A 21182-nucleotide genomic window follows, 5' to 3' on the forward strand; every position below is an offset into this window, starting at 1 on the left:
AGGAACCAAACTAGAACATGGAGGCAACGTTTGGTTTTTGTTCCATCTTCAGTCTGGCGACGGCCGGGAGGCATCCATGCTCACGCGCAAGCAGCACGAATTGCTGCTGTTCATCCACGAACGGCTCGGCCAGGGCGGTGTCTCGCCGTCGTTCGACGAGATGAAGGACGCCCTGGGGCTGAAGTCCAAGTCGGGCATCCATCGCCTCATCACCGGACTTGAGGAACGCGGCTTCATCCGCCGCCTGCCCCACCGCGCCCGTGCGCTCGAGGTTCTTCGCCTGCCGGAAGGCCTGGACGCCGCCCGCAGCCGCGCCGCCGCCAAGCCGAAGTTCCAGCCCAACGTCATCAAGGGCGATTTCGCCTTTGCAGGCCGCGACACCACGCCTCCCGCCACGACGCCAGCCGCCAACGAGACCGTTCAGCTCCCGCTCTACGGCCGCATCGCCGCCGGCACGCCGATCGAGGCCCTGCGCGACAACAGCGCCTTCGTCGATGTCCCCGTCTCGATGCTGACCGCCGGCGACCATTACGCGCTGGAGGTTTCGGGCGATTCGATGATCGAGGCCGGCATCCTCGACCACGACACCATCATCATCCAGCGCTGCGACGCGGCGGAGAACGGCACCATCGTCGTCGCCCTGGTCGATGAAGGCGAGGTGACGCTGAAGCGTCTGCGCCGCAAGGGCAACACGGTGGCCCTGGAACCCGCCAACGCCGCCTACGAAACCCGCATCTTCGGCGCCGACCGCGTCCGCGTGCAGGGCAAGTTGGTCGGTCTGGTCCGCAAGTACTGAGGCCGTTGCCCCTCCCCAACCCTCCCCCACCTTCGGTGGGAGAGGGAGCGAGTGGCGGCGCAGCGGAGTTCCCTCTCCCGCGAAGCGGGGGAGGGTTAGGGTGGGGATAACAGCGCCTCTCACCTCCCCCCGGTCCAAGGCCGATCCCCCCTAAGTCCCCGCACTGTTTCCATCCTTATCCCCCCGGCCGTCACCGTCAGCGTATGCGCCCCTTCATGCCGCAGCGCCCACCGGTCGATCACCACTCCGGCCCGGCACCCGCGCGCTACCGCCGCCGTCACCACCGCATCCGCCGCGCCACAATCCTCGTCCAGCGCGTCCGGCAGCCGCGGCAATGCCAGCGTCTTCCCACGCACGCGATACAAGCACCCCAGCGCATCGCAACTCAGCGACCGCCCGCCCTCGCTCCATCCGCCCGCCGCCGGCCAGGGCTCCGCCGCTGTCCGCTCCCCGTCGCGTTCCCTCCAGGTCTCGGTCAGCCGCCCGCCGCCCTTGCCCGAGCCACTGAGCCGCCCGTCCGGCAGCCTCACCGCCACCACCGTCCCGTCCCCCGCCACCAGCACATCCGGCCGTTCCACCAGCATCGGCGAGGCCAACCCCGCCAGAATCGGCAGCATCCCCAACCAGCGCCACCGCCGCGTCCACACACACAGCCAGAGCCCGCCCGCCACCAGGGCCGCGAACCCTTCCACCGGCATCGCCGGCACCGTCAGCGATGCCCAGGGCAACCGGCCGAAGAACTCCGCGGTCCAGATCACCGCCCGGTCACCCCAGTTCATGGCGATCAACGCCGGCGCCTCCAGCCCGAAGGGCAGCAGCGCGTAGGCGATCAGGCTCCACGGCATGACCCAGAAGGACGTGATGGGAATCGCTATCAGGTTCGACAGCACGCCATAGAAGGCGATCTGCTGAAAATGGAAGAGCGAGAAGGGCAAGGTCGCCAGCGTCGCCACCACGCTGGTCAGCAGGATCCCGCCGACATAGAACAGCCCCCGCACCAACCATCCCGCGTCACGCCGCCATTCCGCCAGCCTGACACTGCCGCGCTCGAACGCCGCGATCAGCGCCACCACCGCGGCGAAAGACATCTGGAAGCTGGGTCCCAGCATCCCCTCCGGGTCCATGGCGATGGTGACCAGCCCGGCGAAGGCGACCAGCCGCATGCTCAGCGGATGGCGGTCCAGCATGATCGCCCCCATCACCATGCCGGTCATCAGCACCGACCGCACCGTCGGCAGCGGCGCCCCGACCAGCAGCGTATAGGCGAGCGCCGACACAATCCCGAACAAAGCCGCGATCTTCTTGATCGGCCAACGCAGCGCGATATAGGGCACCGCCGCCAGCAGCGCCCGCACCACATAGAACAGGATGCCCGCCGCGATGCCGACATGCAGGCCGGAAATCGACAGAAGATGCGCCAGCCCGCTGTTGCGGAAGTCGTCCAGCGTCGCTTCGGGAATGCCGAACTCCTCGCCATTCAGCAGTGCGGTGGTGACGCTCGCCTCCACCGGGTCGCCGATCGCCGCCGCGACGCGCTCCGCGATGGCTCCCCGCGCCTGCTCGAAGGCGATGGCAACGGTGCTCCATCCCGTCACCGGCGGCGCCTCCACCTGCTCCACCGCGCCCGTGGCGAAGCCGGTCCCACCCAGACCCATGAACCAGGCCCGCCGCTGGAAGTCGAAGGCACCGGGTTCCGCCGGCGCCTGCGGCGGCAACAGCGTCGCCCGCAGCCGGACCACCGATCCCGGGGCGGGAGCGGGGTTGCGGTCTGACAGGCGGATTCTCAAGGCCGCCGGCATCTGCTCCGGTGCCAGTCTGCTGACCGTCACCTCGCGCAACGTGATGCGCACCGCACCCGGCCGCCGCTCCACCGCCATCACCCGCCCTGTGACGGTGGCACCCGCGATGCTTCGGGTCAGGACCGGCGCCGCCATGCGCGCCGTATGCGCCTGCGCAACCAGGAATCCGGCCGCCGCCATCAGCAGGGCCATCGCCACTCCGGCCAATGCGAACCAGCGCCGCACAGCCAACAACAGAATCACCGCCCCGCCGACCGCCGCGAGCCCGCCCCACCAGACCGGTTCCTGCCGCAACCAGAAATACAGCGACACCCCCGCCCCAAAAGCGACGGGCAGCCACAGAACCCAACGCTCCCCCTCTGCTCCTGCCAACGCCGCGAGTCGCCTGCCGGCCCGCGCCAACAGGCGCCGCCATCGTCCGCTGAGCGCCGGTGGGTTGTCCGTCTCCTCCTCTGGCCAGCCGGCGGCGGTCACCTGCAGCGGCTTCCCGGCGCTGCGATGCCGCCCGCGGGCCCTTCAACGACCGTCCATGCACGCATCGCATTGCCTCCAAGCCGGGTGGCTGTGTTAAACCACGGTGTCGAACCACCGGCGCATCATACCAGCGCCGAACCGGAAATTGAGAGACCGATGACTGTCGTCACCCGCTTCGCTCCGTCGCCGACCGGCTTTCTGCACATCGGCGGTGGCCGCACCGCCCTGTTCAACTGGCTGTACGCCCGCAACACCGGCGGCAAGTTCCTGCTGCGGATCGAAGACACCGACCGGCAACGTTCGACCCAGGCGGCGGTGGACGCCATCCTCGATGGGCTGAAGTGGCTGGGGCTCGACTGGGACGGCGACGCCGTCAGCCAGTTCGAGCGCAAGGACCGTCATGCCGAGGTGGCGCACCAGATGCTGGCCGCCGGCAAGGCCTATCGCTGCTATTGCAGCCCGGAAGAGCTGGAGGAGATGCGCGCCGCCCAGAAGGCAGCCGGGCAGCCGATGCGCTATGATGGCCGCTGGCGTGACCGTCCCGATTCCGATGCTCCTCCGGGCGTTGCTCCGGTGATCCGACTGAAGGCGCCGCAGGAGGGCCAAACCGTCCTGAACGACCTCGTCCAGGGCGAGGTGACTGTCCAGAATGCCCAGCTCGACGACCTGATCCTGCTGCGCGCCGACGGTACCCCGACCTATCTGCTGGCTGTGGTGGTCGACGACCACGACATGAACGTCACCCACGTCATCCGCGGCGACGACCATCTGACCAACACCTTCCGCCAGATCCAGATCTTCAACGCCATGGGCTGGGACCTGCCGCGCTTCGGCCATATCCCGCTGATCCATGGCCCCGACGGCGCCAAGCTGTCCAAGCGCCACGGCGCGCTGGGCGTCGACGCCTACCGCGACATGGGTTATCTGCCGGAAGCGGTCCGCAACTATCTGCTGCGGCTCGGTTGGTCGCATGGCGACGACGAGATCATCTCGACCGAACAGGCCATCGAGTGGTTCAACCTGGAGAGCATCGGCCGCTCGCCGTCGCGCTTCGACTTCGCGAAGCTCGAGAATCTGAATGCCCATTACATGCGGCTTGCCGACGATTCCCGGCTGTTCGGTCTGATCGCCCCGCGCCTGGAGGCGGAACTCGGCCGCAACCTGAGCGATGCCGAACGCGACCTTCTGACGCGGGCCATGAACGGCCTGAAGCAGCGCGCCCGCACCGTGGTCGATCTGGCGCAGAGCGCACGCTTCTATGTCGCGCCGCAGCCGCTCAGCTATGACGAAAAGGCGTCCGCGCTGCTGGACGAAAAGGGCCGCAATCTGTTGAAAGAACTGGCGGCTGCCTTCGCCGAAGTGCCGGAATTCACCGCCGCTGCGCTGGAATCGCAGGTTCGCGCCTTCGCCGAGGCACGGGGCGAAAAGCTGGGCAAGGTGGCTCAGCCGTTGCGCGCCGCGCTGACCGGATCGACGGTGTCGCCGCCGATCTTCGAAGTGGCCGAACTGCTGGGCCGCGAAGCAACGCTTTCTCGCATCCGCGATGCAGCGGGTGCAGCATAATGGTCACTTCCGTGCGTTGCCATCGGGCAGCCTTGGAACTATGCTGCGCCGACGAAAAAAGGGCGCCAAGCCCGACCCTCAACGATAAGGACGTGCCGAGATGACCCAGACCGAGGACGGCAAGGATACCGTAACCCTCATCGACAATAAGACGGGCAAGCAGGTCACGATGCCGGTCCTGCACGGCAGCGTCGGGCCGAGCGTGATCGACATCCGCAAACTCTACGCCGAGACCGGCCACTTCACCTACGATCCGGGCTTCACCTCGACGGGCAGCTGCGAATCGCAGATCACCTACATCGACGGCGACGAAGGGGTTCTGCTGCACCGCGGCTACGCCATCGACGACCTGGCCGAGCATTCGACCTTCCCGGAAGTCTGCTTCCTCCTGCTCAACAACCACCTGCCGACCGCGGCCGAGCGCACGGAGTTCGAGAACATCCTGCGCCGCCACTCGATGGTGCACGAGCAGCTGACCAAGTTCTACAGCGGCTTCCGCCGTGACGCCCACCCGATGGCGATCATGTGCGGCGTCGTCGGCGCCCTGTCCGCCTTCTACCACGACTCGCTGGACATCAACGATCCGCAGGCGCGCAAGATCGCCGCGCACCGCCTGATCGCCAAGATGCCGACGATCGCGGCCATGGCCTACAAGTACTCGACCGGCCAGCCCTTCATGTATCCGCGCAACGACCTGTCGTATGCGGAGAACTTCCTCTACATGACCTTCGGTACGCCCTGCGAGCCGTTCAAGGTCAACCCGATCCTGTCCAAGGCGATGGACAAGATCTTTATCCTGCATGCCGACCACGAACAGAACGCCTCGACCTCGACCGTCCGTCTGGCCGGTTCGTCGGGCGCCAACCCGTTCGCCTGCATCGCCGCCGGCATCGCCTCGCTGTGGGGTCCGGCCCATGGCGGTGCGAACGAAGCCGTGCTGAAGATGCTGGAGGAGATCGGCTCGGTGGATCGCATCCCCGAGTTCGTCCGCCGCGCCAAGGACAAGAACGACAACTTCCGCCTGATGGGCTTCGGCCACCGGGTCTACAAGAACTACGACCCGCGCGCCCAGGTCATGCGCCAGACCTGCCACGAGGTCCTCGGCGAACTCGGCATCAAGGACGAGCCGCTGCTGGACATCGCGATGGAGCTGGAGAAGATCGCCCTGTCGGACGAGTACTTCATCGAGAAGAAGCTCTATCCGAACGTCGACTTCTACTCGGGCATCATCCTGAAGGCGATGGGCTTCCCGACCAGCATGTTCACCGTGCTGTTCGCGCTGGCCCGCACCGTCGGCTGGATCAGCCAGTGGAAGGAGATGATCGAGGACCCGGTGCAGAAGATCGGCCGTCCGCGTCAGCTCTACACCGGCCAGACCAAGCGGCCGTTCGTGCCGCTGGCCGAGCGTGGCTAACCGGCCCACAGCCCACATCGGAATGGGCGGCTCCAACGGAGCCGCCCAGGACCCGACTGCGTACATCGTTCCGGCCCGGCGGGTGCGTCTGCGCCCGCCGGCCAACGACAACAGGGCGCCGCTCGGCTGGCGCGTCCGCCGGCTGATCGTCTATCTGCTGATCCTGGCACTGATCGCCGGGATCGTCTTCATCTGAGGCGACACCTCAGTTCTCGCATTGCAGTGCGAATCCTTCGTCGATCCACCCCGTAATACCGCCGATCATCAGTTTGACCGGCCGCCCGATCCTCGCGAGCCGCAAGGCGGCGCGATCGGCCCCGTTGCAATGGGGCCCGGCGCAATAGACCACGAACAGCGTGCCATCCGGCCAATCCGCCATCCGACGTACCGTTATCTTGCCATGTGGCAGGTTCAGTGCTCCGGGCAAATGCCCCCGCGCGAACGCCGCGGGGCCGCGCACGTCGAGCAGGATGAAGTCCGGCGTTCCCGATGTCAGCGTCTCATGAACGTCCCAGCAGTCGGTCTCCAGCGATAACCGCCTGGCAAAATGAGCCGCCGCCATCTCGCACGGCGCAGCAGGAATTTCGGTGACGAGACTGGGCATGGGTTCCTCGGTGCTGGGGTCCGGTCGGAAGTGATGCCCCCATCATTCCAGTCGCTCCTTCGACTGGAAAGTGGCGCAACCGCCAGCTATCGTGCAGATCATGCCAATCGCCACGCCTCCGCTGGTCGTAGCCCTTGCCTATGACGGCCTCTGCACCTTTGAGTTCGGCGTCGCCGTCGAGGTGTTCGGGCTGTCGCGCCCGGAACTCGGGCCGAATTGGTACCGATTTGCGGTCGCCGCCCTCGATGCCGGACCGCTGCGCGCGGTGGGCGGCATCCGCGTGGAGGCCGATGGCGGGCTCGACCTGCTCGACCAAGCCGATATCATCATCATTCCCGGCTGGCGCGGCGCACGGGAGCCGGTACCGGGCGACCTGATCGCTGCGCTGCGCCGGGCCGACAAGCGCGGCACGCGCATCCTGTCGATCTGCTCCGGCGCCTTCGTTCTTGCCGCCGCCGGGCTTCTGAACGGACGCCGGGCGACCACGCACTGGCGATATGCCGCGACGCTCGGTGAGCTCTACCCCGATATCCGGGTGATGCCCGACGTGCTGTATGTGGACGAAGGCAACATCCTGACCTCAGCCGGCAGTGCAGCCGGCATCGACCTCTGTCTGCATCTGGTCCGCCGCGATTTCGGATCGGAGGCGGCGAACAGCGTGGACCGCCGTCTGGTCGTCCAGCCCCACCGCGAGGGCGGACAGGCACAATTCATTGAAGCACCGGTGCCGACCGCCCGCGAAGGAGCCCGCTTGGCCCCCCTGCTCGATCATTTGCGGGAAAGGCTGGCGGAGGTACACAGCCTGTCCGGCATGGCATCGCAGGCGGGGATGAGTGTCCGCACCTTCCTGCGCCGGTTCCAGTCCCTCACCGGCACCACGCCCGGCGACTGGCTGCTGACGGAGCGACTGGGGCGCGCCCGTGACCTTCTGGAAACGAGCAGCCTGCCGGTGGAGGAGGTGGCGACCCTGACCGGCTTCGGCTCCGCCGCCACCCTCCGTCACCATTTCCGCCGCCGGCTCGGACTCAGCCCGGCCAACTACCGCGAACGCTTCCGCCGTGTGGCCGGGCCTGCGCCAACGAAAAAGGGCGCGGTCATCACCGACCGCGCCCCTCCTCCTGACCTTTGACCCAATGGCCGGTCACTTCCTCTCGATCAACTCCACCTTGTAACCATCCGGGTCTTCGATGAAGGCGATCACGGTGGTGCCATGCTTCATCGGACCCGGCGGGCGCGGAATCTTGACACCTTCGGCCGCCAGCTTCTCGCAGGTCGCATAGATGTCCGGTACGCCGAGGGCGATATGACCGTAGGCAGTGCCGATCTCGTACGGTTCCTTCTGATCCCAATTGTGGGTCAGTTCCAGGACCGCGGTGTCGGACTCTTCGCCATAACCGACGAAAGCAAGGGTGAAGCGGCCGCCCTCATAGTCATTGCGGCGCAGCAGCTTCATGCCGAGCAGCCGCGTGTAGAAGTCGAGCGACTTCTCCAGGTCCAGCACGCGCAGCATCGTGTGCAGCAGACGGAATTCACTCATGATCTCTGATCTCCCATTCAGGGTTTGCCCTCTGGGGGCCTGTTCAAGCGTCGCTCCGCAACGACGTTCAGGATCGTACGGGCAGCCCGTTCGCTGGGCGGAGTGTCGCCTTGCCCCAGCCAGCGGGCCACCTCGGCAACGCCATTGATCTGCACCTGACGTGCCGCCGGATCATCCAGCAGGCGGCCCAGTTCGGTGGCCAGTCTATCCGGCCGGCAATCCTGCTGCAGCAGTTCGGGAACCAGCATCCGATCGAGCATCAGGTTGACGAGGTTGACGTATTTCACCCGGATCAGCCGCCGATAGAGTGCGACCGTAACCGGGTTCAGCCGATAGGCGATGACCGTCGGCAGCCGCGCAAGAGCCAACTCCAGAGAAACGGTGCCGGATGCGGCGAGTGCCGCTTCCGCCGCGGCGAAGGCATCGTATTTTTCGGCGTCGCCTTCAACCAGCACGGTTCGGACCGGCCAGTCGGCGATCGCTGCCGCCACCCGGTCGCGTACCGTAGCCACTGTCGGGACCACCGCCACCAAAGTCGGGTGGCTGGATTGCAACCGCTCCAGCGTTGCCCGGAAATCCGGCAGCAGCCGCGACACTTCACCTTTGCGGCTGCCGGGAAGAACCGCGACCACGCGGTCGGTCGATGCAATCCCGTGACGATTGCGGAAGCCGGCACCATCGCCCTTCCCCGCCCCGCCCTCGACCACAGAATGGCCGACGAAGGTACAGGCCAGCCCTTCCCTCTCGAAATAGGGCGGCTCGAAGGGAAGGACAGCAAGCAGATGATCGTAGATGGCGGCATATTTCGCCGCACGCTTCGGCTTCCAGGCCCAAACCGTCGGTGCGACATAGTGGATCAGCGGGATGGCGGGTGCGGCCGCACGCACCTTCTTCGCCACGCGCACGGTGAACCCCGGCGAGTCGATGCCAACCACGGCGTCGGGACGTATACGGATGATCTCCGCGACCGTCTGGTCGATGCGACGGATCAGGTTGGGCAGGTGCGGCAGCAGTTCGAAGATGCCGAACAGGGTCAGTTCCGCCATGGGAAAGAGGCTGACAAGCCCCTCCGCCATCATCTTCTCGCCGCCGATGCCGACGAACCTCACCTTTCCACCGGTCAGCCGCTTGGCCGCAGCCATCAGCCGGGCGCCCAGCGCGTCGCCGGACGGCTCGCCGGCGATCAGGAACAGTGTCGGACCGCCGTCGGCCGCAACCGGGTCGTTCATTGCGGAATCTCGATGCCGACAACGAACAGGCCGAGTCGATCTGCCGCCTCGGCCACCGCCGGTCGGTCCACCAGCAGGCTTCCGCCGGCCTCGATTGCGATCCCCCGCAGGCCGGCCGCCGCAGCCTTTTCCACCGTGGTGACGCCCATGGTGGGAAGGTCGATGCGGCGATCCTGCTTCGGCTTCCTCACTTTGACCAGCACGCCACCGGGCCCCGGACGCGCCAGTGCCGCACAGCGATTGAGCATGGCGTCGGTTCCCTCGATCGCCTCGACTGCCAGAACGATTCCCTGCTGAACCACCGCACCCTGGCCGACGTCCAGCGCCCCCATTGCGCGGGCGACCTCGACCGCGCGGGCAATGTCCCGCTCCGCGTCCGCGTCGGGCGCGAGGCGGCCGACCGGTCCGGCAACGGTCAGCAGATCCTTCAACAGGTCATGCAATCCGACCACGCGGAACCCATCCTCCTCGACTTCACGCACGACGGCGCGCAGCAAGCCGTCATCGCCGAGCGCGCGGGTGCCGACGCGGGCAAGGAAACGCGCGGTGCGCCAATCCGGCATCAGTTCGGTGAAAGAGGGACGCTTCACCGGTCCGGCGAGAACGACCTCTCCCACGCCCTCCTCGTGCAGACGCCGCAGGATCGTGCCGGCGGCACCGAAGCGGCTCCAGACATGGGGCACCCCGGCAACCGTCTCGGGATCGGTGTGTCCATCGAAGGCCACGATGAAGACCTCACGCCCCTGCCCGCGCACCGCATTGGCGATGCGGGCCGGGAGCGTACCGCCGCCGGCCAGGATCGCCAGCTTCGGACCCGCTGCCGGCAATCCGGTGCTCTGCCTGGTATCGGCCATCGGCCGGACGCCTCAGCTCTCGCGCGGCTGGCAGAGAGACCGGGCTTCCTTGGCCCGGATGAAGGAGAGAACGTCCGAAATCAGCGCACGCTCGCCGAAATCGCGGCCGACCTCATCCACCCGCTCGGCGAAGGTCCCCTCCGGACCGAACAGCATGCGATAGGCCGCGCGGAGCGCGTGGATGTCATCTTTCTTGAAGCCGCGGCGTTCCAGACCGACCAGATTCAAGCCGGCCAGCCGGGCGCGGTCGCCCATGACCAGGCCGAAGGGGATCACGTCGTTCTCGACACCCGACATGCCGCCGATCATGGCGTGGGAGCCGATGCGCACGAACTGGCGCACCGCCGACAGCCCGCCGATGATGACATAGTCACCCAGCGTGACGTGACCGCCCAAAGTGGCGTTGTTGGCCATGATGACATGATCGCCGACGATGCAGTCGTGGGCCACGTGCGAGCCCATCATGAACAGCCCGTCGTCACCGACGCGGGTGATCATGCCGCCGCCCTCGGTGCCCGGGTTCATCGTCACATGTTCGCGGATCTGGTTGCGGGCGCCGATGACGAGCTCCGACGGCTCGCCATGGAACTTCAGATCCTGCGGCCGGTGTCCGATGGACGCGAAGGGATAGATGACGGTTTCGGCACCGATGCTGGTGCGCCCGTCGACCGCAACATGCGAAACCAGCCGAACGCCGTCGCCCAGCGTCACGTCGGGACCGACGACGCAGAAGGGGCCGATGCTGACCCCCTCCCCCAGTTTGGCAGCGGGATCGACGATGGCGGACGGATGGATGGTAACGGTCATTTTTCGTCCAGGATCATGGCGGAATAGACGGCTTCAGCGACGAGGACGCCATTGACCTTGGCCTCGCCCTTGAACTTCCACACGTTGGCACGCTGACGCTGCTTGGTGACGTGGATGTGGATGGTGTCGCCGGGAGTGACGGGGCGGCGGAAGCGAGCCTCGTCGACGGTCATGAAATAGACCAGCTTGCCTTCGGCGTCGGGACCCAGGGTCGCCACGACCAGCACGGCGGAGGTCTGGGCCATCGCCTCGATGATCAGCACGCCGGGCATGACCGGGCGCGACGGGAAGTGGCCCTGGAAGAATGGCTCGTTGATCGTGACGTTCTTCACGCCGGTGGCGCCTTCGCCCAGCGTCACATCGATCACCCGGTCGATCATCAGGATCGGGTAGCGATGCGGGATCATCTTCATGATCCGCATGATGTCGATGTCGTCGATCTTATTGCTTTGCGCGTTGTTGTCCGCCGTCACGTCCATTGCCCGGCCGCCCGCCTTTCCACCAACCGATAGGGTTCATCGCTCCCAAAACAGGGAACGGGCACCGCTGCCCCGATAAGGAACACCAGTGCCTTATTGTTTGCTCCGCCTTCTTGCCCCATTTCCGCGGCGACCGCAACCGCCGAACCCGGAAACGGAACAGGGCCGCCACCGTCCCCGCTCGGGATGGCGACGGCCCTGTTCAGACCAGCATCACTGCTTGGGGACGTTCAGCGCGACCTGCGGCAGCTTCTTGTTCACGCGCTCCATCACCGCGTCGGTGACGTCGAGCTGCGTGTCGACCAGAACGAACTGCTGGCGAGCCAGAACGAGGTTCGCGCCGCGCTCGCGGGAGATGTCGGCGACCACCTCGACCATCGTCTTGTGAACGACGGCCATCGCTTCGTTCAGGCTGGTCTCCAGAGCGCGCTTACGGTTCTGGACCGTCTTCTGCACGTCGGCGACCTGCTTTTCGAAATCGCGGCGCTTGTTGGCGAGAGCTTCCGGCGACAGGACGGTCTGCTGCTTGCGCAGTTCGTCCTCGTTCTTGCGGAGCTTGTCTTCCAGCGCGGAGATTTCCTTCTGGTAGGAATCACGCAGCGATTCGAAGGACTTGGTGATGCCCTTCGACGCGGCGGATTCCTGCATGATCTTCTGGACATCGATCACGGCGATGACAGGCGCCTTGAGCTCCGCACCCGGACCCGGAACTTCGGCCTTCGGGGCGTCGGTCTTGGGTGCCGATTGGGCCGGAGCCGCCTGGGCCATGGCCGAGTTCGCGGCAAAGAGGAGACCGGCAGCCGTAATGGCCGACAGGGCGGCGACGCGGAACGGCGTCTTCGACAGGGTGGATTGCATCTTAGAACCTGGTTCCGAAGCTGAAGCGGATAAGCTCTTTCTTGTCGTAGCCTTCCTTGCGGATCGGCAGGGCGACATCGAGCCGGATGGGGCCGAACGGCGACTTCCACGACACGCCGGTGCCGATAGAGACGCGGATGCTCTCGTCATCCTTCACGTTCGGATCGCTGATATCGGCCTTGCCCAGCGTGCCGACATCGGTGAAGGCATGGCCGAGCAGACCGAATTCCTCCGGCAGGCCGAAGGGGAAGCTCATTTCCACCGAGGCGCGGGCATAGCGCGTGCCGCCCAGCGCGTCGCCGGTCGAAATATCGCGCGGGCCGATACCGGCGGTGTTGAAGCCGCGCAGGGTGTCGCCGCCGATGAAGAAGCGGTCGCCCAGATCCACCTTCTTGCCGAGGCCGTGGATGTAGCCGATTTCGCCGGTAGTGCTGAGCACCCACTGGTCCTCGCCGAGCGGCAGGTAGTAGCCGGCAGCCAGCTTGTTCCGCAGGAAGCGCACCGACCCACCGAGACCGGCGATGTCGTTGGTCAGGCGAATGAAGTAGCCCTCGGTCGGCGTCAGCTTGCTGTTGCGGACGTCGTAGGTCAGCTCCTGGCCGATCAGCGAGGTCAGACGCTCACCGCGCTGCTCCTGGATGTACTTCGACGCGGTGGTCGGCACTTCCTCGATCAGCGTGTCCTGCAGCTGATAGTAAACGCGCTGGCGCAGACGCTCGGTCAGCGGATAGCCGAGGCGCAGGGCGAAGCCGGTGTTCTTCTCGTTGAAGGAGCTTTCGTCCTGGTAGTTGTAGCGCGTCCGGAAGACGTCGACGCCGGCCGACAGGTCGCGGTCCATGAAGTACGGCTCCGTGAAGGAGATATCGTACAGCTGGCGCCGACCGGACAGCGTAGCACCCAGACGCAGGTCCTGACCGCGTCCGAGGAGATTGCGCTCACGGATCGAGAAGTCGCCCAACGGGCCGTCAGAGGTCGAGAAGCCCGCACCGATGGAGATTTCACCGGTGGACTGTTCGGCCACGTCGACGTTGACGACGGTGCGGTCCGGCGCGCTGCTCTCGGACGTCGTGATGTTGACGCGCTCGAAGAAGCCGAGATCCTTGATGCGCTGCTCCGACCGCTTCAGCTTCGACGCGTTGAAGGGATCGCCTTCGGACAGCAGCATCTCGCGGCGGATCACCTTGTCGAGCGTCCGGACGTTGCCGGAAATATCGATGCGGTCGACGAAGGTGCGCGGGCCTTCGTTGATCTCATAGGTGATGTCGATGGTGTGGGTTTCGCGGTTGCGCGAAATCCGCGGACGGACATCGACGAAGGCGTACTGCAGGTCGCCGACCGCGTTGGTCAGCTTCGTGATGGTGTCTTCCACCTTCTGGGCGTTGTACCAGTCGCCTTCGGTGGTGGTGACGCTGTTCTGCAGAACCGCGGGGTCGAGCTGCTTCAGCGAGGTCTTGATGTCGACCTTGCCGAACTTGTAGCGCTCGCCTTCCTCGATGGTGAAGGTGATGAAGAAATCCGATTTGTCCGGAGTCAGTTCGGCGACCGCCGACACGACGCGGAAATCGGCATAGCCTTCCTTCAGGTAGTAGCGGCGCAGCAGGTCGCGATCGTAGTTCAGGCGATCCGGATCGTAATTGTCATCCGACGACAGGAACCGCCACCAGGCGGATTCCTTAGTCTGGATGTTCTCGCGCAGGGTTCCGTCCGAGAAATGCTCGTTGCCGATGAAGGTGATGCCGCGCACGCCGGTGCGCACGCCTTCATTGATCTCGAACACCAGATCGACGCGGTTCTGGTCGAGCTGGATGATCTTCGGTTCGACGGTCGCGCCGAATCGGCCTTGCCGCCGGTAAATCTCCTGGATGCGCTGGACGTCGGACTGGACCCGGGTTCGGGTATAGACCACGCGCGGACGCAACTGGATTTCCTTCTCCAGCGTATCCTTCTCGATGCGCCGATTGCCCTCGAACGCGATGCGATTGATGATCGGGTTCTCCGCCACCGTCACCACAAGCGTGTCGCCTTCGCGCTTCAGCACGACGTCGGCGAACAGGCCGGTGTTGAACAGCGACTTCAGCGACTGGTCGATCCGGTCGGGATCGAACGGATCGCCGGGCTGGACGGTCAGGTAGGAGCGGACCGTGGAGGGTTCGATTCGCTGGGTGCCTTCGACCCGGATGTCGCGCACCGTACCGCCACTGAACACCTGGGTGACCGTGGACCCGGTGACCGCCTGAGCCCGACCGGGCGAGGCGGCGGTTTGGGCGAGGGCGACAGACACCGTCGTCATGGCGCAGCCGGCCATCAGGCCCGCCACCAGAACTTTGCTCGACACCGGCAAATCACGCTCCCTGGCAAGGGGCTGGCTTTAGGAAACCAGTCCCCGGAAGAAATCGACCACGCGCAATTGAACAAGGTCGTTCCACGTGGCGAAGACCATGAGCGTTAATACCAAGGCCAATCCAATTCGGAAACCGTATTCTTGCGCTCGCGCTCCAAGCGGCCGGCCGAGCAGCTTTTCGACGCCGTAAAAAAGCAGGTGTCCGCCGTCCAGCATCGGAACCGGAAACAGGTTGATGAGGCCCAGGTTCACAGACAGGAACGTCATGAACCAGACCAGCGGATACCAGCCGGATTGCGCCACCTCGCCCGACATCTGGGCGATGCGCAGCGGGCCGCCCAACTCCTCCGTCCCGCGCGATCCCTGGACCATCTGGCCCAGCGCCGTGAAGGTGCCGGTGATCATGCCTGCGACTTCACGTCCCGCCTGCCAGACGGCGGTCACGGGGTCATGACGCATCATGCCGACGCTGCCGCGGCTGATCCCGAGCAGGCCGATCTGGTGAGCATTGCCGAGTCGGTCGGTGACGGTCTGCGACTCCGGCGTGGCGGTCAGGGTCATCACCCGTCCATCACGCTTCAGTTCGATGGCCAGCGGCTCGCCCGGGCGGATCGAAACGATCTGCCGGATCTCTTCGAATCGCTGAACCCCGGTACCGTCGACCGACAGGATCAGATCACCCGGTTGGATGCCGGCGCGTTCCGCCGCACTGCCGGGCTGAATGCCACCGACGTCCGGCGGGGTGAAGGACTGACCGGCGGTCATGAACAGCAGGGAAAGAACGACGATGGAGAAGACGAAATTCGCGATCGGTCCGGCCGCGACGATGGCTGCGCGCTGCCCCACCCGCTTGTGGTGGAAGGACACCGCGCGCTCCTCCGCCGACATGGCGGTCAGATGGGCACCCGGGGTGCTGGCCGGATCGGCATCGCCGAACATCTTGACGTACCCGCCGAGCGGCAGCGCGCTGAATTTCCAGCGGGTGCCCACCCGGTCGGTGAAGCCGAACAGTTCCGGTCCGAAGCCGATGGAGAAGGTCTCGATCCGCACGCCGTTGCGGCGCGCGATCAGATAGTGACCAAGCTCGTGCACGAAGACGAGCACGGTGAGGACCAGCAGAAAGGCCAGCACCGAGGTCCAGAAACCGCCGATAACGTCCATATCAACCCTTGCGCCTTCCAGCGCCTCGAACGCGGATCATCGGCTGCCAACCGCCGTCGCACCGATGGCCGCAACGCGGCTGGCGGCATCCCGCCTCGCGTCCGCGTCGGCCTCCCGCACGGCGGCGAGATCGCGCAGCGGGCGGTGGGGCAACGCCGTCAACGTCTCCTCGACGATCCGTTCGATGTCGAGGAAGCCGATCCGGCGGTCGAGAAACGCCTGGACGGCCACCTCGTTGGCGGCACTGAGTATAGTAGGAGCGCCCCCCCCGCTTTGCAAGGCGGCCCGGGCCAGCCTCAGTGCAGGGAAACGCACGGGATCCGGAGCCTCGAAGGTCAGCGTCGACGTCTTGACCAGATCAAGCCGCTCCGCCGGCGTGGCGATGCGGGCGGGCCAGCCGAGCGCATAGGCGATCGGCGTGCGCATGTCGGGCGTGCCGAGCTGCGCCAGAACCGAGCCGTCGACATATTCGACCAGCGAATGGATGACCGACTGCGGGTGGACCAGCACATCGATGCGCTCTTCCGGGATGCCGAACAGGAAGTGGGCTTCGATCAGCTCCAGCCCCTTGTTCATCATCGTGGCGCTGTCGACCGAAATCTTGGCGCCCATGTCCCAGGTCGGATGGGCGACCGCCTGCTCCCGCGTCGCAGCCGCCATGAAGGCGCGATCCCGGGTGCGGAAGGGACCGCCCGACGCCGTTAGGATCAGGCGGGCAACGCTGTCGGTACGGTCGAAATCGAAGACCTGGTAGATGGCGGAATGCTCGCTGTCGACCGGCAGCAGCGTCGCACCGTGGGTCTTCACCTCCTCCATCATCAGGGCACCGGCGCAGACCAATACCTCCTTGTTGGCGAAGGCGACGATGGCACCACGCCGCACGGCGGCGAGCGTCGGCTGGAGACCGGCGGCGCCGACGATGGCGGCCATCACCCAGTCGGCCGGACGCTCTGCCGCGGCGGCAACCGCTTCGGACCCGGCGGCGACCTCGATGCCGGTGCCGGAGAGCAGGCTCTTCAACTCGGCATAGGCGGAGGGGTCGGCGACCACGGCCAAGCGGGCATTCAACTGCCGGGCTTGCTGAGCCAGCAGAGTGACGTTGCGGTTGGCGGTCAGTGCCTCCACCGGGAAGCGCTCCGGATCGCGGGAGACGAGGTCCACCGTCTGCGTTCCGACCGAGCCCGTGGACCCGAGGATCGTTACGCTGCGCGGCGCATCAGGCCCCGCTCCCGCTTTCACCACCATGACAGAACCGATCCAACAGCCGCGTGAAACAGGGCCAGCACCGGGGCCGCGGCCAGAAGCCCGTCGATGCGGTCGAGGATGCCGCCATGCCCTGGAATGAGCTGACCGCTGTCCTTCACATTGTAACGCCGCTTGATTGCCGATTCGAACAGGTCGCCGGCCTGCCCGACCACGGCGACGGCAGCGCCCACCGCCAGAGCGATGTCCGGGCGCGCCGCGCCGAAGGCCAGAGCCACCAGCCAGCCGAAAAGCGCCGACGACGCCATGCCGCCGATCAGGCCGGCCCAAGTCTTTTTGGGGCTGATGCGCGGCGCCAGCTTAGGTCCGCCGATGCTGCGGCCCGCGGCATAGGCCCCGATGTCGGTTGCCCAGATTGCAATGAGGACGAACAGGAAGAGCGACAGCCCGGACTCCGGCAGATCACGCAGCCACATCAGGCCGGCCATGCCGACAGCGACATAAAGCACGCCAAACCCGAGCAGGTTGCGGTCGGCGCCGCCACCCACAATCGCCGTCAGAACGGCGAAGGCAGCAGCCGCCCCCAGCCCGGCGGCCGGACCGGCGGCGATCTGCGCCATCACTGCCACGAGGATGCCGACCGCCGCCATGATGCGGGCCGGCAAGCGGCGGGCGCTGGGAACGATGCTGGTCCATTCGGATACGGCGACCACCGATCCGAAGGCGATCAGGGCATGGAACACCCAGCCGCCAATCCAGACGGCACCCAGCACGACCGGCGCCATGACCAATGCCGACAGGACGCGAACCTTGAGGTCCCCTGCCCTGGATGGCTTGGCCGGCACTGCGAGCGAATCCGGCGTGTCAGCGGGACCCGGCGGTGGTGGCGCCGAAGCGGCGTTCCCGTCGGTGGAACTCTTCAATCGCCGCCTCCAGATCGCGCTTGGTGAAATCGGGCCAGAGCGTATCGACGAAGACCAGTTCGGCATAGGCCGCCTGCCACAGCAGGAAATTGCTGATCCGCTTCTCGCCGCTGGTGCGGATGATCAGGTCGGGGTCGGGTATGTCGGCCGTGTAGAGCCGCGCCGACAGCGCGTCTTCGTCGATGGCTTCAGGCGACAGGCGACCGGCCGCCACCTCTTCCGCCAGTCGGCGAGCCGCATGGACGATCTCCAGGCGCGAGCCGTAGCTGAGGGCCACCACCAGCGTCATCACCCGGTTGTCGCGGGTCAGGCCCTCGGCATTGTCGATCAGCCGGTTGATGTCCTCCGACAGCCGCGTACGGTCGCCGATCACCCGCAGGCGGACGCCCGCCCGGTGCAGTTCGGCGACTTCGCTGCGCAGGTAGAAGCGCAGCAGACCCATCAGGTCGCTGACCTCTTCCTCCGGCCGGCGCCAGTTCTCCGAGGAGAAGCTGAAGATCGTCAGAGTGCCGATGCCAAGTTCGCGCGCCGCTTCCACGGTGCGGCGGACGGCGTCCACGCCCTTCTTGTGACCGGCGGTGCGCGGCAGGCCGCGCGCCTTGGCCCAGCGCCCGTTGCCATCCATGATGATGGCGACATGCCCTGGAGCCGTGTTGGACCGGTTGTCGTCCGCGTCGCGCATTCCGGATCAGACCTGCATAATTTCCTTTTCTTTTTGCGCAAGCGTGTCGTCAACCAGCTTGATGTGCTGATCGGTCAGCACCTGCACCTTGTCCGCCTGGACCTTGTGCTCGTCCTGGGTGATCTCGCTGGCCTTCTCGGCCTTCTTCAGGCCGTCCATCCCGTCGCGACGGATGTTGCGGACGGCGATACGGCACTGCTCGGCGTACTTGTGGGCGACCTTCGCCAGTTCGGCGCGGCGCTCCTGCGTCAGGTCGGGCAGCGGCACGCGGATGACCTGGCCTTCGGCCTGCGGGTTCAGGCCCAGGCCGCTGTCGCGGATGGCCTTCTCGACCGCCTTGATCATGCCGCGGTCCCACACCTGCACCGAGATCAGGCGCGGCTCCGGAACGGAGACCGTCGCGACCTCGCGCAGGTGCATGCGGCTGCCATAGGCCTCCACCATCACCGGTTCGAGCAGATTGGACGAGGCGCGGCCGGTGCGCAGACCGCCCAGTTCCTTGCGAAACGAGTCAAGCGCGCCTTCCATGCGGCGCTTCAGATCCGATAGGTCGGGCGCAGCCACGGGCCTACTCCCTTTCTTCCGTTATGATGGTGTGCTTGCCACGGCCCTGCATCACTTCGGCGAAGGCGCCGGGCGTGTGGATCGAGAAGACCAGAATGGGAATGTGGTTCTCGCGCGACAGCGCGATCGCCGAAGCGTCCATCACCTGCAGGTCCTTGGTCAGGACGTCCATGTAGGTGAGGCGTTCGTAATGCTCGGCCGACGGATCCTTCTTCGGATCGGCGGTATAGACGCCATCGACCTGCGTTCCCTTCAGCAGACCGTCACAGCCCATTTCGGACGCGCGGAGCGCCGCGGCGGTGTCGGTGGTGAAGAAGGGGTTGCCGGTGCCGGCGGCGAAAATCACCACCCGGCCCTTTTCCATGTGGCGGACGGCGCGGCGGCGGATATAGGGCTCGCAGACCGTCGCCATGGGAATGGCCGACTGCACCCGCGTGCTGACGCCCATCCGTTCGAGCGCGCTCTGCATCGAGAGCGCGTTCATCACGGTGGCGAGCATGCCGATATAGTCGGCCGAAGCACGCTCCATGCCGCTCGCCGCACCCTTCACACCCCGGAAGATGTTCCCCCCGCCGATGACCAGACAGACCTGGACGCCGAGTGCGATGACCGCCTTCACCTCGTTGGCGATGCGGTTCACCATCTCCGGGTCCAGACCATAGTCGCGCTGACCCATCAGCGCTTCGCCCGACACCTTGAGGAGAACGCGCTTGTAGCGGACGCCCTCGGCCGGCGCGGTGGTCCCGGTGGTTTCGACCATGGGGGGAACGCTCCCTTGCTGTTTCAGAATGCGGCGTACGGACCTTTAGCGTTCGACCTTACCGGTCTCAGCCCTGACCGCCGGCAGCGGCAGCGACCTCGGCGGCGAAGTCCGACTGGGCCTTCTCGATGCCCTCGCCCAGCGCGAAGCGGGTGAAGGCCGTGACCTTGACCGGAGCGCCGATGTCCTTGGCGGCGTTCTCCACCACCTTGCGGACCTTGGTCTCGCCGTCGATCACGTAGGTCTGCTCCAGCAGGCAGACTTCCTCGTAGTACTTGCGGACGCGGCCTTCGACCATCTTCTCGATGATGTTCTCCGGCTTGCCCGAAGCGCGGGCCTGCTCGGCCAGCACATTGCGCTCACGCTCCAGCGACGAGCTGTCGACATCGGCGATGTCCAGCGCGTCCGGGCGGGCAGCGGCGATGTGCATGGCGATCTGCTTGCCGAGGTCGGCCAGCTTGGCGGTGTCGCCGGTCGACTCGAGAGCCACCAGAACGCCGATCTTGCCCAGGCCCGGCGCGATGGCCGAGTGGACGTAGCTGACGACGACACCGGCCGAGACCGACAGGGTGACGGCGCGGCGCAGGTTCATGTTCTCGCCGACGGTGGCGATCAGGCTGGTCAGCTCATCCTGGGCGGTGTGCGAGGTGCCCGGATAGGTGGCGGCCTTCAGTGCCTCGACGTCGCCGGCAGAGGTCAGCGCCAGCTCGGCGGTCTTGGCGGCGAAAGCCTGGAACTTGTCGTTGCGGGCGACGAAGTCGGTCTCGGCGTTCACCTCGACGACGGCACCCTTGGTGCCGGCGGTGGCGACGGCGACCAGCCCCTCGGCGGCGACGCGGCCCGACTTCTTCGCAGCGGCGGCGAGGCCCTTCTTGCGCAGCCAGTCGACGGCGCCCTCGAGGTCGCCCTGCGTCTCGTTCAGCGCCTTCTTGCAGTCCATCATGCCCGCGCCGGTCTTCTCGCGCAGTTCCTTGACGAGCGAGGCGGTAATCTCGGCCATGTTGCGCCCTCTTCCTTCCAAGCGATCCGGCAGGCGGATCGGATTGAGTCACAAAGTCAAAACGGGTGGCAACCCATAAAAAAGCCAGCCCATAAAAAAGGCAGCCGGGCCATAGGTCATAAGGCCCGGCTGCC

Annotated in this window: 21 protein-coding genes; 5 read left to right on the forward strand and 16 right to left on the reverse strand. The window is 66.1% G+C overall.

The window, feature by feature from the left end; translation table 11 throughout:
• Positions 1–76: 76 nt before the first annotated feature.
• A complete protein-coding gene (gene lexA / locus TSO5_RS09615; protein ID WP_109151377.1) occupies positions 77–796 on the forward strand; it encodes a transcriptional repressor LexA in 720 nt (239 codons plus the stop codon).
• A 119-nt stretch (positions 797–915) separates the two neighbouring features.
• Here lexA and TSO5_RS09620 read toward each other — a convergent pair whose 3' ends face one another.
• Positions 916–3069 carry a ComEC/Rec2 family competence protein gene (locus TSO5_RS09620; protein WP_109151378.1) on the reverse strand — a complete coding sequence of 718 codons (2154 nt, stop codon included), beginning with the start codon at positions 3067–3069 and terminating at the stop codon, positions 916–918.
• A gap of 156 nt (positions 3070–3225) precedes the next feature.
• On the opposite strand from TSO5_RS09620, the gene gltX reads away from it, so the two are divergent.
• The 3 genes from gltX to TSO5_RS32665 all read left to right on the forward strand — a co-directional run bounded on the left by gltX (position 3226) and on the right by TSO5_RS32665 (position 6242).
• On the forward strand, positions 3226–4632 hold the full coding sequence (gltX, locus tag TSO5_RS09625; protein WP_109151379.1) for a glutamate--tRNA ligase: 1407 nt from the start codon (positions 3226–3228) through the stop codon (positions 4630–4632).
• Between the two features lie 100 nt (positions 4633–4732).
• A complete protein-coding gene (gene gltA, locus TSO5_RS09630; RefSeq protein ID WP_109151380.1) occupies positions 4733–6046 on the forward strand; it encodes a citrate synthase in 1314 nt (437 codons plus the stop codon).
• A 22-nt stretch (positions 6047–6068) separates the two neighbouring features.
• Positions 6069–6242: a hypothetical protein gene (locus TSO5_RS32665; protein ID WP_158280154.1), complete on the forward strand. Its 174-nt coding sequence runs from the start codon at positions 6069–6071 to the stop codon at positions 6240–6242.
• Positions 6243–6251: 9 nt separating this feature from the next.
• Here TSO5_RS32665 and TSO5_RS09635 read toward each other — a convergent pair whose 3' ends face one another.
• On the reverse strand, positions 6252–6650 hold the full coding sequence (locus TSO5_RS09635) for a rhodanese-like domain-containing protein (RefSeq protein WP_109151381.1): 399 nt from the start codon (positions 6648–6650) through the stop codon (positions 6252–6254).
• A 100-nt stretch (positions 6651–6750) separates the two neighbouring features.
• Here TSO5_RS09635 and ftrA point away from each other — a divergent pair, with 100 nt between their 5' ends.
• Positions 6751–7779 carry a transcriptional regulator FtrA gene (ftrA, locus tag TSO5_RS09640; protein ID WP_109151540.1) on the forward strand — a complete coding sequence of 343 codons (1029 nt, stop codon included), beginning with the start codon at positions 6751–6753 and terminating at the stop codon, positions 7777–7779.
• Between the two features lie 12 nt (positions 7780–7791).
• On the opposite strand, the gene gloA is transcribed toward ftrA, so the two are convergent.
• The 14 genes from gloA to tsf form a co-directional block, all read right to left on the reverse strand.
• Positions 7792–8187, reverse strand: a complete 396-nt coding sequence (gene gloA, locus TSO5_RS09645; RefSeq protein WP_109151382.1) for a lactoylglutathione lyase — start codon at positions 8185–8187, stop codon at positions 7792–7794.
• A gap of 17 nt (positions 8188–8204) precedes the next feature.
• Complete coding sequence (gene lpxB, locus TSO5_RS09650; protein ID WP_109151383.1) at positions 8205–9416, reverse strand: lipid-A-disaccharide synthase; 1212 nt, start codon at positions 9414–9416, stop codon at positions 8205–8207.
• Complete coding sequence (lpxI, locus tag TSO5_RS09655) at positions 9413–10270, reverse strand: UDP-2,3-diacylglucosamine diphosphatase LpxI (protein WP_109151384.1); 858 nt, start codon at positions 10268–10270, stop codon at positions 9413–9415. Before lpxI ends, lpxB begins: the two co-directional genes overlap by 4 nt.
• Before the next feature lie 12 nt (positions 10271–10282).
• Complete coding sequence (gene lpxA, locus TSO5_RS09660; RefSeq protein WP_109151385.1) at positions 10283–11077, reverse strand: acyl-ACP--UDP-N-acetylglucosamine O-acyltransferase; 795 nt, start codon at positions 11075–11077, stop codon at positions 10283–10285.
• On the reverse strand, positions 11074–11556 hold the full coding sequence (gene fabZ, locus TSO5_RS09665; RefSeq protein WP_109151386.1) for a 3-hydroxyacyl-ACP dehydratase FabZ: 483 nt from the start codon (positions 11554–11556) through the stop codon (positions 11074–11076). Before fabZ ends, lpxA begins: the two co-directional genes overlap by 4 nt.
• A gap of 213 nt (positions 11557–11769) precedes the next feature.
• Positions 11770–12414, reverse strand: a complete 645-nt coding sequence (locus tag TSO5_RS09670) for an OmpH family outer membrane protein (protein WP_109151387.1) — start codon at positions 12412–12414, stop codon at positions 11770–11772.
• Between the two features lies 1 nt (position 12415).
• Positions 12416–14755, reverse strand: a complete 2340-nt coding sequence (bamA, locus tag TSO5_RS09675) for an outer membrane protein assembly factor BamA (protein WP_199230843.1) — start codon at positions 14753–14755, stop codon at positions 12416–12418.
• Positions 14756–14782: 27 nt separating this feature from the next.
• Positions 14783–15916: an RIP metalloprotease RseP gene (rseP, locus tag TSO5_RS09680; protein ID WP_109151388.1), complete on the reverse strand. Its 1134-nt coding sequence runs from the start codon at positions 15914–15916 to the stop codon at positions 14783–14785.
• 36 nt (positions 15917–15952) lie between these two features.
• The gene (locus TSO5_RS09685; protein ID WP_109151389.1) at positions 15953–17161 is read right to left on the reverse strand and encodes a 1-deoxy-D-xylulose-5-phosphate reductoisomerase; all 1209 of its coding nucleotides are present in this window, start codon (positions 17159–17161) and stop codon (positions 15953–15955) included.
• The gene (locus tag TSO5_RS09690; RefSeq protein WP_109151390.1) at positions 17152–18042 is read right to left on the reverse strand and encodes a phosphatidate cytidylyltransferase; all 891 of its coding nucleotides are present in this window, start codon (positions 18040–18042) and stop codon (positions 17152–17154) included. Before TSO5_RS09690 ends, TSO5_RS09685 begins: the two co-directional genes overlap by 10 nt.
• Positions 17984–18724 carry an isoprenyl transferase gene (locus tag TSO5_RS09695; RefSeq protein ID WP_109151391.1) on the reverse strand — a complete coding sequence of 247 codons (741 nt, stop codon included), beginning with the start codon at positions 18722–18724 and terminating at the stop codon, positions 17984–17986. The genes TSO5_RS09690 and TSO5_RS09695 overlap by 59 nt, the downstream gene beginning before the upstream one ends.
• A gap of 6 nt (positions 18725–18730) precedes the next feature.
• Positions 18731–19288: a ribosome recycling factor gene (gene frr / locus TSO5_RS09700; protein ID WP_109151392.1), complete on the reverse strand. Its 558-nt coding sequence runs from the start codon at positions 19286–19288 to the stop codon at positions 18731–18733.
• Positions 19289–19292: 4 nt separating this feature from the next.
• Entirely contained in the window at positions 19293–20048 is a 756-nt protein-coding gene (pyrH, locus tag TSO5_RS09705) for a UMP kinase (protein WP_109151393.1), read from the reverse strand.
• A gap of 67 nt (positions 20049–20115) precedes the next feature.
• The gene (gene tsf, locus TSO5_RS09710; protein WP_109151394.1) at positions 20116–21048 is read right to left on the reverse strand and encodes a translation elongation factor Ts; all 933 of its coding nucleotides are present in this window, start codon (positions 21046–21048) and stop codon (positions 20116–20118) included.
• Positions 21049–21182: the final 134 nt, after the last annotated feature.

The sequence above is a fragment of the Azospirillum sp. TSO5 genome (assembly GCF_003116065.1).
Taxonomy (GTDB): Bacteria; Pseudomonadota; Alphaproteobacteria; order Azospirillales; family Azospirillaceae; genus Azospirillum.